17 protein-coding genes are annotated in these 16,525 nt (G+C 60.4%); 8 read left to right on the forward strand and 9 right to left on the reverse strand.

Going from position 1 to position 16,525, the window contains the following annotated elements; all coding sequences use genetic code 11:
• The first annotated feature begins 144 nt into the window (after positions 1-144).
• Together BMY54_RS01930 and rsd are read left to right on the forward strand one after the other, a co-directional pair.
• Positions 145-696 (forward strand): disulfide bond formation protein B, encoded by a 552-nt coding sequence (locus BMY54_RS01930; RefSeq protein WP_093429726.1) that lies wholly within the window; start codon positions 145-147, stop codon positions 694-696.
• Between the two features lie 183 nt (positions 697-879).
• Positions 880-1,338 (forward strand): sigma D regulator, encoded by a 459-nt coding sequence (gene rsd / locus BMY54_RS01935; RefSeq protein WP_093429727.1) that lies wholly within the window; start codon positions 880-882, stop codon positions 1,336-1,338.
• Positions 1,339-1,398: 60 nt separating this feature from the next.
• Here rsd and BMY54_RS01940 read toward each other — a convergent pair whose 3' ends face one another.
• Positions 1,399-2,064 carry an FKBP-type peptidyl-prolyl cis-trans isomerase gene (locus BMY54_RS01940; protein WP_093429728.1) on the reverse strand — a complete coding sequence of 222 codons (666 nt, stop codon included), beginning with the start codon at positions 2,062-2,064 and terminating at the stop codon, positions 1,399-1,401.
• Between the two features lie 192 nt (positions 2,065-2,256).
• Between BMY54_RS01940 and BMY54_RS01945 the strand changes: the two genes are divergently transcribed.
• Positions 2,257-3,429, forward strand: a complete 1,173-nt coding sequence (locus tag BMY54_RS01945) for an AlgP family protein (protein WP_093429729.1) — start codon at positions 2,257-2,259, stop codon at positions 3,427-3,429.
• Here the strand turns inward: BMY54_RS01945 and BMY54_RS01950 are convergent.
• Complete coding sequence (locus BMY54_RS01950) at positions 3,426-3,887, reverse strand: TIGR02444 family protein (protein ID WP_093429730.1); 462 nt, start codon at positions 3,885-3,887, stop codon at positions 3,426-3,428. The genes BMY54_RS01945 and BMY54_RS01950 overlap by 4 nt on opposite strands.
• 50 nt (positions 3,888-3,937) lie before the next feature.
• Between BMY54_RS01950 and abc-f the strand changes: the two genes are divergently transcribed.
• The 3 genes from abc-f (at position 3,938) to BMY54_RS01965 (ending at position 7,228) form a co-directional block, all read left to right on the forward strand.
• Entirely contained in the window at positions 3,938-5,848 is a 1,911-nt protein-coding gene (gene abc-f, locus BMY54_RS01955; RefSeq protein WP_093429731.1) for a ribosomal protection-like ABC-F family protein, read from the forward strand.
• Positions 5,848-6,429 (forward strand): mechanosensitive ion channel family protein, encoded by a 582-nt coding sequence (locus BMY54_RS01960; protein WP_093429732.1) that lies wholly within the window; start codon positions 5,848-5,850, stop codon positions 6,427-6,429. Before abc-f ends, BMY54_RS01960 begins: the two co-directional genes overlap by 1 nt.
• A gap of 166 nt (positions 6,430-6,595) precedes the next feature.
• On the forward strand, positions 6,596-7,228 hold the full coding sequence (locus BMY54_RS01965) for a LysE family transporter (RefSeq protein WP_093429733.1): 633 nt from the start codon (positions 6,596-6,598) through the stop codon (positions 7,226-7,228).
• A gap of 72 nt (positions 7,229-7,300) precedes the next feature.
• Here BMY54_RS01965 and BMY54_RS01970 read toward each other — a convergent pair whose 3' ends face one another.
• From BMY54_RS01970 to BMY54_RS01990, 5 genes are all read right to left on the reverse strand, one after another.
• Positions 7,301-8,044: a penicillin-binding protein activator LpoB gene (locus tag BMY54_RS01970; RefSeq protein WP_093429734.1), complete on the reverse strand. Its 744-nt coding sequence runs from the start codon at positions 8,042-8,044 to the stop codon at positions 7,301-7,303.
• A 3-nt stretch (positions 8,045-8,047) separates the two neighbouring features.
• The gene (gene lpoB, locus BMY54_RS01975; RefSeq protein ID WP_016772610.1) at positions 8,048-8,635 is read right to left on the reverse strand and encodes a penicillin-binding protein activator LpoB; all 588 of its coding nucleotides are present in this window, start codon (positions 8,633-8,635) and stop codon (positions 8,048-8,050) included.
• A 36-nt stretch (positions 8,636-8,671) separates the two neighbouring features.
• A complete protein-coding gene (locus BMY54_RS01980) occupies positions 8,672-9,046 on the reverse strand; it encodes a YcfL family putative periplasmic lipoprotein (RefSeq protein WP_007911131.1) in 375 nt (124 codons plus the stop codon).
• Positions 9,047-9,061: 15 nt separating this feature from the next.
• Positions 9,062-10,456 (reverse strand): COG3014 family protein, encoded by a 1,395-nt coding sequence (locus BMY54_RS01985; RefSeq protein WP_093429735.1) that lies wholly within the window; start codon positions 10,454-10,456, stop codon positions 9,062-9,064.
• Between the two features lie 243 nt (positions 10,457-10,699).
• The gene (locus BMY54_RS01990) at positions 10,700-12,064 is read right to left on the reverse strand and encodes a COG3014 family protein (RefSeq protein ID WP_093429736.1); all 1,365 of its coding nucleotides are present in this window, start codon (positions 12,062-12,064) and stop codon (positions 10,700-10,702) included.
• A gap of 189 nt (positions 12,065-12,253) precedes the next feature.
• On the opposite strand from BMY54_RS01990, the gene BMY54_RS01995 reads away from it, so the two are divergent.
• Both BMY54_RS01995 and BMY54_RS02000 read left to right on the forward strand, forming a co-directional pair.
• On the forward strand, positions 12,254-14,149 hold the full coding sequence (locus tag BMY54_RS01995) for an FTR1 family protein (protein ID WP_093429737.1): 1,896 nt from the start codon (positions 12,254-12,256) through the stop codon (positions 14,147-14,149).
• 120 nt (positions 14,150-14,269) lie between these two features.
• Entirely contained in the window at positions 14,270-14,725 is a 456-nt protein-coding gene (locus BMY54_RS02000) for a YaiI/YqxD family protein (protein WP_093429738.1), read from the forward strand.
• A gap of 128 nt (positions 14,726-14,853) precedes the next feature.
• Here the strand turns inward: BMY54_RS02000 and elbB are convergent, their stop codons facing one another.
• Together elbB and BMY54_RS02010 are read right to left on the reverse strand one after the other, a co-directional pair.
• Positions 14,854-15,522, reverse strand: coding sequence for an isoprenoid biosynthesis glyoxalase ElbB (gene elbB, locus BMY54_RS02005; protein WP_038359087.1), 669 nt, complete (start codon positions 15,520-15,522; stop codon positions 14,854-14,856).
• Between the two features lie 290 nt (positions 15,523-15,812).
• A complete protein-coding gene (locus BMY54_RS02010) occupies positions 15,813-16,463 on the reverse strand; it encodes a DedA family protein (protein ID WP_093429739.1) in 651 nt (216 codons plus the stop codon).
• Between the last annotated feature and the right edge of the window lie 62 nt (positions 16,464-16,525).

Consider the following 16,525-nt stretch of genomic DNA (forward strand, 5'->3'; position numbering starts at 1 on the left):
TTCCTACAGCGGTCTACACCAATTCCTCTCGATCCTGTCGGGTTTTCCCTACACCTCTGGTGAACTGTCGGCAGGGCCTTGCCTTGAAAGGCTGACACGCTTTCCTCTACCGTAACCGTCTGTCTCTACTGTTACGGAAAAGCCATGTCGTTGGCCTGCTCACGCTCCTTGTTCTTCATGGCTTTCACTGCGGGGGCCTTTGCTCTGGGAGCTTCCTATTATCTTGAATATGCAGTCGGCCTGACGCCGTGCAGCCTGTGTCTGGTGCAGCGCCTGTTCCTCACGCTGCTGTGCGTAGTCAGTGGTCTGGCGGCGGTGCACGGTCCCAAACGTGTCGGTTTGTGGTTCTACTGGCTGTTGACCCTGGGCGCCAGCCTGGGTGGGACCACGGCGGCCTGGCGGCAGGTACTGATACAGAGCGATCCGATGCTGCACCTGCTCAATTGTTCGCCTGCTCCCGAGGCCTTGTTCAGTGGTCTGCCATGGATCTGTGCCCTGCAAACAATGTTTAGCGGCGGTACCGATTGTGCGGAAATTTCCTGGACGCTGTTCGACCTGAGTATCCCGGAGTGGAGCCTGCTGTTCTTTGTCGCGGTATCGATTCTGGCGGTGTATCAATTGTTGCGGCTGGTATGGAGTGCTCTGCAACGCCCGCTCAGCGGCCAAGCGTCGCACCCGGTGCTGTTGCGGGATTAAACACTTGTATGAACTTTATCTCCTGCGTACCTTGAAGCCATAGGCGTGCGGGCATAATCTGGCCCGCACGTGTCATTGGATTTATGTTGCTCGATGACGCTCTGCCCGGCCGACCCCCAAGCCAGAATCAAAAGAGGGGCGCGGGTGTAGAGCAGCATGACCCACAAGGGAAGAGAGATCGCCATGCTCGAAAGTTGTCAGAATGCTCAGGAACGTTGGGGTGGGGTTCATCTGCTGATCGACCGCTGGTTGCAAGAGCGTGAAGAGCTGATCGGTGCCTACGACAAACTCGGTGCACAGCCTGAGTCGCTCTCCGAGAACCGCAAGCCTCTGCAGGAATTCTGCGGTGTGCTGGTCGATTACGTCTCGGCCGGGCACTTCGAAATCTACGAACAGCTGACGGGCGAAGCCAAGGCTTTCAACGACAAGCGTGGGCTGGAACTCGCCGAGACGATTTATCCGCGCATCGATGTCATTACCGAGAAGCTTCTAGCCTTCAACGACCTGTGCGATGAGGGCAAATGCGTTGCAGAGAAATTCAAAGAGCTAGGTGGCCTGCTCCACGAACGCTTCGAACTTGAAGACTGCCTGATTGAAGTGCTGCACACAGCGCACAAGGAAGAAGATCCGGTTCAGGCCTGATCCCGAACCCTGATCAAAAAAAACGGTGCGCCCGAAAGCGCACCGTTTTTTATTTCCCGATCAACTCGTCGCACCACGCAATTCCACTTCAAACACCAGCGGTGTGAACGGCGCAATCAGGTCACCGGCACCGTCAGCGCCATAGGCCTGGTCCGATGGAATCACCAGTCGCCATTTCGCGCCTACCGGCATGTTCTGCAACGCGGTGCGCCAGCCGGCAATCACGCTGTCGAGGTTGAACCATTGTGGCTGAGTGTTCTGATCGAACACGGTGCCGTCCGGCAACCGTCCGACATATAGCACCTGCACTTTTCCATCGGGGCCGGCCTTGGCTCCTGTGCCGGAAGTCAGTTCGGTGAGCAGGATGCCGTCGGCCAGTTCCTTCACGCCCGGTTTGGCTTTTTCAGCGGTAAGAAAACGTTGCTCGTTTTCCATCGCGGCATCGCTGGATGGTTGTGCAGAGTGCTCGGCATTCTGCGCCTCATGATCGGCCAGAATCTGTTCGATACGTGCTTCGCTCAACGCCAGCGGCTTGCCTTGATAGGCTTGTTGCAAGCCATCGACCAGTGCCTGGATCTGCAACTGCGGGACTTCCTGACGCAGCCGTTCACCGAGGCTGGCACCGAGGCTGTAGGCCAGATCGTGAGCATCGTTCGCGGTGTTTTTTTCGTCAGCGTGAACGGCCGAAAAAACCATGCAGAGGGATAAAAAAAAGTAGCGCGACATGGGCACACTCCGTCCTGAGATGCGGTGGATTATGCCAGCGCGAACGTCTGCAACGGTGAACTGCTTTTGACTTCGCGCAGAACATTTTCGATTCGGTGCAACGCAACGCAATCGATACTGTCAAGATGCCCTAGCGGCGGTAACTGCAGAGGTCTAGTATGAGCCGCACTCACGTCAGCCAGGAGGTAAACCATGTCGGCCACCAAGAAGCCTGTAAATACTCCGTTGCACTTACTCCAACAACTCTCGGGCAGCCTGCTCGAGCATCTGGAAAACGCTTGCTCCCAAGCCTTGGCTGATGCTGAAAAACTGCTCGCCAAACTGGAAAAGCAACGCGGCAAGGCGCAAGAAAAACTGCACAAATCCCGCACCAAATTGCAGGACGCAGCCACTGCCGGTAAAGCCAAGGCGCAGAACAAAGCCAAGGCCGCAGTGAAAGAACTGGAAGACCTGCTTGATGCCTTGAAGGATCGTCAGTCCGACACTCGCAGCTACATTCTGCAACTCAAGCGCGATGCCCAGGAAAGCCTGAAACTGGCCCAGGGTGTGGGTCGCGTTCAAGAAGCCGTGGGCAAAGTACTGTCCACCCGCGCCGCCAAACCGGCAGCGGCACCGGCGAAGAAAGCGGCTGCCAAGCCGGCAGCAGCAAAGCCTGCAGCGAAAACCGCAGCGGCTAAACCTGCTGCAAAAACGGCGGCCAAACCTGCGGCGAAAAAACCGGCTGCGGCGAGCGCTGCCAAACCGGCGGCTAAAACCACTGCTGCAAAACCAGCTGCTGCCAAGCCAGCCGCTAGAACGGCTGCCGCCAAACCGGCTGCAAAACCAGCCGCGAGCAAAGCTGCTCCCGCGAAAACTGCAGCTGCCAAACCGGCCGCTAAACCTGCGGCGAAAGCTGTGGCGAAACCAGCCGCAAAACCTGCGGCGAAAGCTGTGGCGAAACCAGCCGCAAAACCTGCTGCCAAAACCGCCGCTGCCAAGCCAGCCGCCAAACCGGCTGCCGCTAAACCCGCTGTAAAAACCGCGGCAAAACCTGCTGCCAAGCCGGCTGCAAAACCAGCAGTGAAAGCCGCCGCCAAGCCAGCCGCCGCTGCTAAACCAGCGACCACTGCTGCCAAGCCTGCTGCTGCAAAACCGGCCGCCAAACCAACTGCCAAACCGGCCGCAAAACCAGCCGTGAAAAAGCCTGCCGCTGCCAAACCAGCTGCCGCCAAACCGGCTACCACTCCAGCTGCCAAGCCTGCCGTGCCAGCCACTCCGGCAACGCCAGCCGCCGCTGCTCCAGCCGCCACCACCTCGACTCCTTCGACTGCGCCATCGCCAGCCGCTGCGTCGAGCGTCAGCAACAACCCGACCAGCGCTTCCTAAGTGCCGGTTGCCGCGACGCGCAGCACTTGCAGCGCGTCGCGGTTCGGGCTGGCCGCCATGCCGGCCAATCCTTCAAGCCAGGTCTTCGAGCCTGCATCGTTTAGCGGCCATTCCTGCGCCACCCCTTCAAGCCGTGACAGCAACGCTCGCTCAGCCTCAAGCTCCAGTGATTTGATCTGCTCGCGCATGCCTTTCAGCACCGCATCATCAACGGCCCGTGTTTTCCATTGCATCCGCAGTGAGCGCAGCGGCTGTACCACCTCGGTATCCCAGGGCTCGGTCAGCGTCTGAAGCTGGCTTACACGTTGTTCATCACAGATCACCCCGCGTTGTTCGAGCCATAAACCGCACAGCAGCAGGCACACATTGGCGCCCGCCGTTTGCAGTCGCAGGCAGGCATCTTCCACGCCCGGGCGGGCGTAGGTGGCAAGGGAAAAGCTCCACAGGTCAGAGGACATCGTGCTACTCGCGCCAGTTGTGAGCGAAGCTGGTAGACTCCGCCGCCATTATGATCCGACTTCAGAACCTGACTTTACAGCGTGGCCCGCAACGTCTGCTAGAAGACGCCGAGCTGACCCTGCACGCCGGCCACAAAGCCGGCCTCATCGGTGCCAACGGCGCCGGCAAATCGAGCCTGTTCGCCTTGATTCGGGGCGAACTGCACCCCGACTCGGGTGATTGCTTCCTGCCGGCTGACTGGCGCATCGCCCACATGCGCCAGGAGATCGAGACCCTTGAGCGTCTTGCCGTCGACTATGTGCTCGATGGCGATTTGCGTCTACGCGAGGTGCAACGTGACCTCGCCGCCGCCGAAGCGGCGCACGACGGTGCCGCTCAGGCCCGCCTGCACTCGGAACTCGACAGCGCCGACGGCTACACCGCCGACGCGCGGGCGCGCAAATTGCTCGCCGGTCTCGGCTTCACCAACGAGCAGATGGATCGCCAGGTAGGAGATTTCTCCGGTGGCTGGCGGATGCGTCTGAATCTGGCGCAGGCATTGATGTGCCCGTCCGACCTGTTGTTGCTCGACGAACCGACCAACCACTTGGACCTCGACGCGATCATCTGGCTCGAAGAGTGGCTGAAAAGCTACCCGGGCACCTTGCTGCTGATCTCCCACGACCGTGATTTCCTCGATGAAGTCGTCGATCACGTGGCCCACGTCGATCAGCGCAAAATCACCCTGTATCGCGGCGGCTATACCGCGTTCGAACGCGCCCGTGCCGAGCGTCTGGCCCAGCAGCAACAGGCCTACGAGAAGCAGCAGGCGCAACGTGCGCACATGGAAAGCTACATCGCCCGTTTCAAGGCCCAGGCGACCAAGGCCCGTCAGGCACAGAGCCGGATCAAGGCACTGGAGCGGATGGAAGAGCTATCGGCGGCCCACGTCGATTCGCCATTCGACTTCGTCTTCCGCGAGTCGAGCAAGATCTCCAGCCCGCTGATCGACCTGTCGGATGCGCGTCTTGGCTATGGCGACAAAACCATCCTGGAGAAGGTCAAGCTGCAACTGACCCCGGGCGCGCGGATCGGCCTGCTCGGCCCGAACGGCGCAGGTAAGTCGACGCTGATTAAAAACCTCGCCGGCGAACTGTCACCGCTGGGCGGGCGGCTGACCCGTGGCGAGAACACTGTGGTTGGCTACTTCGCCCAGCATCAGCTCGATTCGCTGGATTCCAAGGCCAGCCCGTTGTTGCACTTGCAGCGTCTGGCGCCGACCGAGCGCGAGCAGACACTGCGTGACTTCCTCGGCGGTTTCGACTTCCGTGGCGCGCGCATTGATGAGCCGGTACTGAATTTCTCCGGTGGTGAAAAAGCGCGTCTGGCCCTGGCGTTGATCGCCTGGGAGCGCCCGAACCTGTTGCTGCTCGACGAACCGACCAACCACCTCGACCTGGAAATGCGCCTGGCGCTGACCATGGCGCTGCAGGAATTCAGCGGCGCGGTGCTGGTGGTGTCTCACGATCGTCACTTGCTCAAGAGCACCACCGACAACTTCTACCTGGTCGCTGATGGCAAGGTCGAAGAGTTCGATGGCGACCTCGAAGACTACGCGCGCTGGCTGGTGGAGTACCGCCAGCGTAACGCGCCGGTCAGTAACACCCCGGTGAATCCGGACAAGACCGACAAAAAGGCCCAGCGTCAGGCTGCTGCTGCGTTGCGTCAGCAACTGGCCCCGCACAAGCGTGAAGCTGACAAGCTCGAAGCCGAGCTGTGCAAGCTTCACGAGAAACTGGCCAAGGTCGACGCCAGCCTCGGCGACAGCGACATCTACGAGCCGGCACGCAAGAACGAATTGCGTGATCTGCTCGCTGAACAGGCCAAGCTGAAGGTTCGTGAAGGCGAGCTGGAAGAGGCGTGGATGGAAGCTCTCGAGGTATTGGAAAGCATGCAAGCGGAGCTGGAGGCGCTGTCCTGATGGAAGCGTTCAAGCTGCCGCTGCCGGCGGAGTGGGTCGAGCCGATCTGGTTCGCGGTGCAGATTCTGCTGATCCTGCTGGCCGGTTACCTCACTCAGCGCTTCGTCGCCAAAGGCCTGACCCGGTTGGGCGAGCGCTATCCGTTCCCGCCGCAATTGCTGATGCCACTGCGCGGCGTGTTGCGCTGGCTGATCATGGGCAGTGCGCTGATCTTTGTTCTGGAACGCCTCGGTGTCTCGGCCACGGTGCTGTGGACGGCGCTGTCAGGGTTCGTCGCCGTGGCGGCGGTGGCGTTCTTCGCGATGTGGAGTGTGCTGTCGAATCTGCTCTGCGCGATTCTGATCTTCACGGTTGGGCCGTTCCGGCTGGGCGATATCGTTGAGCTGGTGGACACCACGGACAAGCCTGGCGTCAAAGGCCGGGTGGTGGCGATCAATCTGCTTTACACCACGTTGATCGAGGCGGAAGAGCTTGGGACTGGCAGCGCGATGGTACAGGTGCCGAACAGCTTGTTTTTCCAGCGCTCGGTGCGACGTTGGCGCGGGACGGATGTATTCCCTTCCAGCGGGTTCGAGAAGTAAGTCTTACAGCAAGATCAAAAGATCGTCCGATCGCGGCCCGAGCCTTCGGCAGCTCCTACAGGGGTCGCATTCCAAAGTAGGAGCTGCCGGAGGCTGCGATCTTTTGCTTTTAGGCCCAATCCGCATTAGCTTGAGCGTCTGTCACAATTCAGATGCGAGGTGTGCGATGGAGCTTCAAACATGGCTGGCATTTTTTGCCGCCTGCTGGGTGATCAGTCTGTCCCCGGGTGCTGGCGCCATAGCGTCGATGTCCAGCGGTCTGCAATACGGTTTCTGGCGCGGTTACTGGAACGCCCTCGGCCTGCAGATTGGCCTGGCGGTGCAGATCGCGATTGTCGGCGCCGGTGTTGGCGCGATCCTGACCGCTTCGGCCACCGCCTTCCACGCGATTAAATGGTTCGGTGTGGCTTATCTGGTGTACCTGGCCATCAAGCAATGGCGTGCGCTGCCCATGGACATGAGCGACGACGCGACGGTACGACCGATCGGCAAGCCGCTGGCGCTGGTGTTCCGCGGCTTTCTGGTGAACATCAGCAACCCCAAGGCTTTGGTGTTCATGCTCGCGGTCCTGCCGCAGTTCATCAACCCGCATGCGCCGTTGCTGATTCAGTATGTGGTAATTGGTGTGACGATGATCTTCGTCGACCTGATTGTCATGGCGGGCTACACCGGTCTGGCGTCGAAGGTGCTGCGTCTGTTGCGCACCCCGCAACAGCAGAAGCGCATGAACCGCACGTTTGCCGGGCTGTTCATCGGCGCTGCGGCGTTTATGGCCACGCTGCGTAAAGCGGCAGCATAAACCGCGCAGGCAAAAAAAAGGCGACCTTTGCGGGTCGCCTTTTTTGTGGCTGGGACGCAGAGCGGCCAAGGATCAGCGCAAGATCACCGGCGCAGTATCACGCGGCAAATTGTTGCGCTGCGGCGCCTCACGCGGCTGCTCGTAACCGCCGCCACCAAGCTGCATGCTCAGTTGCCCGGCCACGTCTTCACCCAGCGCCTTGGACACGTCGCGCACCACCCGTGGGCGGTTCAGCGAGATCTTGATGTCGCGGTGGTTCACCAGTTTGGTGTCCTGCGCTTCGCCCATCGCCGTGAAGGCCGAGGTGATCTCGAAGGTCTTGGTGTTGATCAGGCTGAAGTCCGCCACCAATGTCAGGCCCAGCACCGCCGAATAGCTGTCGGTATTCGCCAGCTCGTTGATGTCCTGAGTGAAGTCGATATCGGACACGGTACCGAACAGCACATAGTCGGCGCCCTTGAAGTTGCCGGCCTTGATGCGCTTGATCACGTCGTAGACGTCACCCTTGGACGACGCGGTGTACGGCGTGCCCTGCACCAGCTGGAACATGCCGGTGCGCAAAATTTCACCCTTGATGTCGCCGGTGAATTTGCGCAACTCGCCTTGCTCGATGTAGCTGGTGCTCGCTTCGATCTCGTTGTAGCTCGACGAGCCGCTGGAGCTGTAGTAACCCTCGCGATGATTGCTCTGGGCCGAAACGATGTGGATGTATTGCTCCACACGTTCCTGGTAAGCCAGATCCGTCACCGCGACTTTCGGGGCCGCTTGCACGCTGAACGCGCAAGCCAGGGCCATCATGCCAATCCATGCGCGCATCAATTAACGCTCCGTGGTTTTGCGGATCTCTTTTTCGTCCATCCACTCGGCTAGACCGCTTTCAACGTCGATCAGTTGCAGGCTGAATTTGTAGAAGACGTCCTTATAGTCGCTGCTGCGTTTGACGATCGAGCTGATCGAACCTTCGATGCGGTACTTGGCGGCAACCATGTTGCCAGTCTTGGCCACGGTGCTCTTCTTGTACAGGCCGCTCTGGTTTTGCAGCTTGAGCTGGTCAACCTGGCTCTGCATGGCGTTGTTGTCGCTGGCGAAGCGGGCCACGCCGGTTTTCATCAGCTGAGTCTTGATGCTGGTGGTGATTTCGCGGGTGTCGATGTATTCGCTGGTCTTGTTCTTCACGTCGTAGACCTGAACCACCGGGCGGCCCTGCAGAATGCCGGACTGGGCCAGCGAGCGGGTCATCGACTCGGCGATCATTTGCAGGTCGGTCGAACCGAATTCGTTGGTCACGGTTTCAACCGCTTTGGTGTCGCCGTAGCTGATGTTCTTGCTGCCCAGGGTCGGCGAAGTGTTGGCGCAACCGGAGGCCAGCAGGGCGATAACAGCGATGCAGGAAAAGCGTGCAAACATGGGAATGCTCTCTAAAACAGGAATAGGGTGACAGGCTTACGGCGTCTTGATTTCCAGACGGAAGTCCACGGCTTTCGGGGTCGGGGCGATGCCTTGAATGAAGCTGGTCTGGGCGCCGTACATCATTTGGCTTTTCCACACTTCTTCTTCGGCAATCGGGAAACCTTCCGCGCCGAGCCAGGCGAAGCGGTAGTAGAAAATCTTGTTGCTGTTGAGGGTGTTGCTCAACTGCACGTTGACCGTCATGAAGCCGTTTTCGCGAGCGACGCGCATGGCGCCGACGACGATGTGTTTCTGCGGGCCCATGGCCACGACTTTGCTCGCGGCGCTGCCCGGCTCTGGCGGTGGCGGGGTAGCGCAGCCGCTCGCCAGCAAGGCGAGGGCGGCGACGGCGATGAGTTTGAAGCGCATGCAAAGACTCCGTTCTTAAGGTTGTTTGAGGCTGGCGACGTTGGTCGCGCTGGCGCTCGGGATGACGTGGGCGGCGAGGCCACCGGCGAACACCTGGTTGCCCACGGCGCGCAGGGTGATCACCTGATAACGCTGATCGACGGTGACCTTGACCACCGAACCGCCGACGGCGCTCGGCAGACTGACCTGATGCTCGCCTTTCTTCAAGCGCAGACGCACCACTTGAGTGTTGTCCGGCAGGGTGCGCCACGTACGGGTATCGGCACCTTCAAGCACAGCTGAAGAGATGCCGACGGCCAGACCGGCCAGTGGATTGGTTTCGTTGATCTTCTTCTGCGCCACGCCTTTGGTGATCGCCCGCACGGTGGTGCGCAGGATGATCCCCGGCATATCGTCACGCAGGGCGCGGCGGGACATGGCGGTGGTGCTGTTCAGAGCGGTCAGATCGACCTGCTGGCCATCGACACCGATCTGCGCGAACGGCGCGGTGGAGGTGTCCGGCTTGATGATCGGGAACGACAGTGGGGTGATCACCACGTTGTTGGAGATCGGCAATGGCAGCGGCACGCGGATCGAGTCGCGAGCTGGCGCCAGACCGCTTTGCACGACGATCAGAATATCGCTGTCGTCAGACTTGCTCGGCTTGTCGAGGTTGACCAGTGCCTGCTCCAGCAACGGCGTGTTCGGACGCAGTTCGGCAGCCTTGCGGTAACCCGGCGCCGCGAGGCCTTTTTCGCCCAGGGCTTCGTAGACGAAACCGGACAGGTAATGGCTGAAAGCACTCTGGTAGCTGTTCTTCAGACCGACCACTTCCGGTGCGTCGAGGCTGGCGACCGGATAACCCTGCAGGTCTTTGTACTGGGTCTTGATGCCTTCTTTCTCGGCCTCTTCTTCGCTCTTGAGGTATTCCTTGTCGCGCAGCTCGGCGATCACCGCTTCACGTTCGTGAGTCTTTTTGATCGCGGTGCGCGCGCCGTCGAAGTCGTTGACCGCCAGCAGGTTCAGGGCCATCTGCGTGGTCAGCATGACTTTTTCGTAGTCGTAGCCTTCGTAGCGACGCACCTTGTCGTTGACCAGGAAGCTGCCGAACTGGGCCAGATATTTGTCGGTGTCGAGCTTGACCGAGTCTTCCCACTTGCCCACCACCTGATCAGCGCTGGTCCAGGCGTTCTGGCTGCCGGACAGGTCGCCCTTGGCGCGCAGCAATTCACCTTTCTCGAAGTAATAGAGCAGGTCTTTGTCCGGGCCGGTGTTGTTCTTTTCCAGCAGAGTCAGCGCGGCGTCAACATTGCCGGTGGCCAGTTGCTGATTGGTCTGGGCCAGTTCGGAGTCGTAGTTGCGAAACGCCGAACAGCCGGACAGCAGAGTGACGGCGCTGAGCGCAATCAGAGTGGGAGCGCGGAATGCCATGGGGGTACTTCTTCCCTGGAGTAATACAGCCGCGAATGCTGGTCGGGCTGGTGTGACCCATCGACAGTGGCGCTGGCCTCCTGCCAATTCCTCATAACCTGAGGAGCTTTAATGCCGTTTCGCGATAGCGAGGGCGCGGCATTATAGGCGGGCAGTGGTGGCTATGTAATATCTTTTTAATTGCATTTGTTAGTTTGGTGCCATTACTTATTTCAGGTCGGATACCACACTGCCGGTCGGCGCTCAGCCAGGCTGGAATGCGCTGCCATTGGCAAACACTCGCTCACCCAAAGCACGCAGGCCGATGACCTGGCGGCTCTGGTCGATGCGGATTCTCATGGGCGCAGCACCGGGAGCGTTGGGCAGGCTGATCAGGTGCTCACCTTTTTTCAGGCGCAGGCGCACGACTTGGGTGAGGTTGGGCAAGGTGCGCCAAGTGCGCGTGTCGGCATGCTCGAAAGCATCCCAGTGGGTGACGTAGGAGGCTTTGCTCGGGTCGCGTCGATTGTCCCTGGCCTGAACATCTGCTGCCAGAAATGCCCGATAGGTTGTGCGCTGGATAATGCCCGGCATGTCGTCACGCAGGGTGCGCAAGGACATGTCGGCAATGCTGTTGACCGCAATCAGCTTTTTTTGACGACCATCGATGCTCAGTTGGTTGAATGAAGGCGTCGAGATGTCGGGCACCATTACGGGGAACGAGATATTGGCGACGATGACCTGACCGTCCGCGAGCTTCACCGGGCAGGGCACGCGCACGGAGCTGCGGGCCGGCGCCAGGCCGCTCTGTACGATGATCAGCACATCGCTTTCGTCTGCCTTCAGACCAGGGCTGTCGAGGTCGCGCAGTGCCTGTTGGAAAAACGCCATGTCCGGACGCAGTTCAATTGCCTGACGATAGCCGGGCGCTGCCAGATCTTTCTCGCCCAGCGCTTCGTAGGTGAAGCCGGCGAGATAGTGACTGAATGCACTTTGGTAGCCGTTTTTCAGCGCAATCACCGCAGGCGATTCGAGCATCAACACGGGGTAACCCTGCAGGTCCTTGTAATGCACGCGCGCGCCCTGGGCCTTGGCCGCTGCTTCGACACGCTCGTATTCCAGCTCCCGCTGTCGGGCTATAAGCGCTTCGCGCTCGTGGGTTTTCTTGATGTCGGCACGGGCGCCGTCAAAATCATTCATGGCCAGTTGGTTGAGGGCCATTTGCGTGGTCAGCATGACTTTTTCGTAGTCGTAGCCATCGTAGCGGCGCAGCTTGTCATTGATGATGCTGCCCCAGTGATCGCCCATGGCGGCGAGCAGCTTGTCGCCGGTGGTTTGGATTGTGTCCTGGCGCTCGATGATCATCTGCTCGGCGCTACGCCAGGTTGTCTGGCTCTGCGCAAACTCGCCGCCCGCACTCAGTACGGCGCCCTTTTCGAAATAGTAGAGCAGGTCTTTTTCCACGGCCGGATTGTTCGCTTCGATCACGGCCAGGGCGCTGTTGATGTTGCCGGCCTTGAACGGGTCGGTGGTCTGTTGCAGTTCCAGATCGTAGTTGCGATATGCACCGCAGCCGCTCAGTTGCACAACGGCGGCGATCAACAGGGGCAAGTGCAAGCGGTGGCGCATGAAAGGGGTTCATCCTTGAGCGGGAAATGCGACAGGTCGCGCAGTATAGGGTGCAATAGTGGCTAAGTGATGTGGCGTTTTTGCTGGCCGATGGCTCGCGTCTTGTGTGGCGTTACGTCGACAAAGCTTGAGGGAAACGCGCTCGAAGTGAACAATATGTAACTTCGCATTTCCATTTGAGACTCATTCATGACTGCCTCGTCCCGTTTTCTGGCCTGGCTGGTGTTCCCGTTGTTTGCCCTGAGCAGCTTTAATCTGCTGGCCGATACCGTGGAAGGCGCGCCGCAAGCGCTGCACCTGCTCGATTACATCAGCGCCGACTATCCGCCGACGGTAGCGGCGGGCAAGGTTGTCGATGATTCCGAATACCGCGAGCAACTGGAGTTCACGCGGGCGCTGCAAGGCTTGATCGCCGGCATGCCGGCCAAGCCTGAAAAGGCTGCGCTGGAGCAGGGTGTCAGCGCTTTGCACGCGGCAATCACTGCCAGGCAGGATGGCGCCGAAGTGGCCCGGCAGGCACGGCAACTGGGCGCGCAACTGGCGGTGGCGTATGAGGTCAGCCAAGCGCCGATCATCACCCCTGACCCCTCCAGGGGTGCGCCGCTCTATGCGCAGAATTGCTCGGTGTGCCACGGCGACAGCGGCGCCGGTGACGGCCCGGCGGGCCTCGGCATGACCCCGGCACCGGCCAATCTGCGTGATGCGGCGCGTCTTGATCACCTGAGTCTGTACGCGATCTACAACACCCTCGGCCAAGGCGTCGAAGGCACCGACATGCCGGCGTTTGCCGATCAGCTCGATGATCGTCAGCGTTGGGATCTGGCGACCTACATCGCCGGGTTCAGCGCTGATCCGGCGGCGGCCAAAGCCGAGAAAACCTACAACATCGCCGATCTGGCGCGTCAGACCCCGGCCGAAGTGCAGGCTGCCGAAGGCCTGCAAGCGGCGGCGACGTTCCGTGCGCAACGCGCGCAGCCGCCGCAGGTCAAGCGTGGCCCGGCGCAGTTGCTCGACTACACCGCCGCAACGCTGGACAAAAGCTTGGCGGCGTACCGCGCCGGTGAACACGATCAGGCTTACGACCTGTCGGTCGCGGCCTATCTGGAAGGCTTCGAGCTGGTCGAAAGCTCGCTGGATAACGTCGACGCCAATGTGCGCAAGGACACCGAAAAATCCCTGATGGCGTATCGGCAATCGTTGCAGGATGGTTTGTCGGTCGAGCAGGCCGAGCAGCGCCTGGACGCCGCCAAAGCCAAGCTTAAAGAGTCCGCCGGGTTGCTCGGCAGTGATGGCTTGAGCTGGTCGCTGAGCTACATCTCCGGTCTGCTGATTCTGCTGCGAGAAGGCCTGGAAGCGATTCTGGTGCTGGCGGCTATCCTCGCTTTCCTGCGCAATACCGGCCAGCAATCGGCGGTGCGCAGCGTCAACGTCGGTTGGGGTCTGGCGTTGCTGGCCGGCCTCGGCACCTGGGCGCTGGCGGCGTATGTGATCGACGTCAGCGGTTCGCAGCGTGAACTGCTCGAAGGCGCGACGGCGCTGTTCGCCAGTGTGATGGTGCTTTGGCTCGGCGTGTGGATGCATGACCGTCGCCACGCAGCGGCCTGGCAGGATTACATCAAGAGCAGCCTGGTCGGCGGTGGCGGGCGTTTCGGCTTCGCGATCCTCGCGTTCTTCTCGGTGTACCGCGAGCTGTTCGAAGTGATCCTGTTCTACGAAACCCTGTGGTTGCAGGCCGGCCCTGCCGGGCATGACGCGGTGCTCGCCGGCGGTGCGACCGCACTGGTGCTGCTGGTGGGGCTGGCGTGGGTGATTCTGCGCGGTTCGGCGAAACTGCCACTGACGTTGTTCTTCGGCATCAACGCGGCGCTGCTGTGCGCATTGTCAGTGGTGTTTGCCGGGCATGGCGTGAAGGCGTTGCAGGAAGCCGGGATCTTCGGCACGCGGCCGGTGGCGTTCTTCGAGTTTGATTGGCTGGGGATTCATGCCGATGCCTATTCGCTGACGGCGCAGGCGGTGGCGATTCTGGCGATTGTGCTGTTGTATGGGCGTAGTTGGGTGGCGGAGAAGCGGCGGGTAGTCGCTTAACAGCATTCGCTGCGCTCACTTTCGCGAGCAGGCTCGCTCCCACAGGTTTAACGCGTAACCTGTGGGAGTGACGGTGCGACGATTCGACTTGCTCGCGAGTTGTTTTTGGAGGTTAGAAAAATGCGTGTATGGATCGATGCCGACGCCTGCCCGAGGGCGGCGAAGGATCTGGTGGTGAAGTTCGCCCTCAAGCGCCAGTTCGAAGTAGTGCTGGTGGCCGGGCAGCCGCAGATCAAGCCGGGGCTGGCCATCGTCAAACTGATCGTGGTGCCGAGTGGTCCGGATGCGGCAGACGATTATCTGGTCGAACACGCAGTGCCCGGTGAGCTGGTGATTTGCAGCGATATCCCGCTGGCCGATCGTTTGGTGAAGAAGGGCGTCGCGGCGCTTGATCCGCGCGGCAAGGAGTTCGATGCACAGAACATGGGCGAGCGGTTGGCCGTGCGTAACCTGTTCACTGATCTGCGCGAACAAGGCCAGATGAGCGGCGGACCGGCGCCGTTTGGCGATCGCGAGAAGCAGGCGTTCGCCAATGCGCTGGATCGGATCCTCACCCGACTGACGCGCCAGTCTTGAGCGGTACACAAAACCTGTGGGAGCGAGCTTGCTCGCGAAGGCGCCAGGTCAGGCAACGCTGTGTTGAATGACACACCGCTTTCGCGAGCAAGCTCGCTCCCACATTGGGATTTGTGTACTGCTGGGAATCAGGCGTCGTTTTCGTGGGTCAGTTCGAGCACGCGGTCGACCAGTTTGTTGATCCCCGACGCCGCTTCACTGATGTTCTGCGCCAGCATGTAAGCCGGGGTCGTCACCAGTTTGCGCGCCTTGTCTTCGATGATTTCCGTCACCGCACAGTCTTCGTGGGTGGCGCCCATCTTGTTCATCGCCGTGGCGGTGTCGGCGTCGTTGCCGATGGTGCAGGTTACGCCCGGGCCGTAGATCTTCGCCGCCAGTGCCGGCGAGATGCACATCAGACCGACCGGTTTGCCCGCTTCGGCAAATGCCTCGGCCAGCGCTAGTACTTCCGGCTGCACGCTGCAGCCAGCGCCTTCAACAGCAAAGTTCGACAGGTTCTTCGCCGCCCCGAAACCGCCCGGCACGATCAGCGCATCGAAGTCGTCGACGTCGGCTTCGCGGATGTCTTTGATGTTGCCGCGAGCAATGCGCGCCGATTCCACCAGCACGTTACGCGACTCGGGCATTTCTTCGCCGGTCAGGTGATTGATCACGTGCAATTGCGCAATGTTCGGTGCGAAGCACTGCACCTGCGCACCGCGTTGGTCGAGGCGCAGCAGGGTGATGACGCTTTCATGGATTTCGGCGCCGTCGTATACGCCACTGCCGGACAGGATCACTGCAACTTTTTTGCTCATGGGTTTCTCTCCAGATTCATGGCGCTAAATGTCCACTAAATTGTCGCGCGTTGCCATAGGCCCAAGTGGCGGCTGCACCTGTATGGAGCGCTTTCTACATGGATCGCAACGACGGCGGGGTGTTCATTATTTGCGGTTGCCTGCGGCGTAACGAGCGGGAGATTTTTGGCGTGACAACGCCGCTGGCGAACTTGAATGCCCCAGAGTAGCGAGGATAAAAGTGATCCGTCTGACTGAAAGGGTCGGCCAGCCCGCTCAGTGCTGGCGGGCTGTAGCAAGTCGCCAGCGAGTTACTCGGCTGGCGTCTTCGGTTCGGCAGCCTTGGACGCTTCGTCTTGACTCAGCAGTGCAGCTTTCGCGGCTTGCTCGTCGGCGTAAACCTGTTTGGCCAGCCGCGCATTCTTGAAGCGGCGGCGCAGCCACAGGCCGACGCCAAGAATCAGCAGCGCACCGAGTACCCACAACTCGTACTTCTTGATGCTGCCGAGCATGCCTTCCAGTACCGCACCGAAGTGGTAGGCGGCCGCAGCCAGCGCCGTCGCCCAGATCGCCGCACCGATGCCGTTGAGCAGCAGATAACGTCCCGGCGGATAACCCGACAAACCGATCGCTACCGGCATCACCGTGCGCAAGCCATAGACGAAGCGGAAGCTCAGCACCCAGATGTCAGGATGCTTGCGAATGTGCTCCAGCGCGCGGTCACCCATCATCTGCCAGCGCGGTTTGCGCGCCAGCAATTTGCGCCCGTGCTTGCGGCCGAGGAAGTACCACAGCTGATCGCCGGCATAGCTACCGAAGAACGCCACGACCACCACCATATTGATGTCCATGTATCCACGGAACGCGAGGAAGCCCGCGAGCACCAGAATGGTTTCGCCTTCGAAAAACGTGCCGAGGAACAAGGCAAAGTAGCCAAAGTCATGCAGAAATTGTTGGAGCATTGTCTGGGTGCTGGCGAAATGAACGCGCAGCCTAACCCTTCGGACACATTCATGAAAGTGTC

The organism is Pseudomonas sp. ok266 (assembly GCF_900110195.1).
Taxonomy (GTDB): domain Bacteria; phylum Pseudomonadota; class Gammaproteobacteria; order Pseudomonadales; family Pseudomonadaceae; genus Aquipseudomonas; species Aquipseudomonas neuropathica.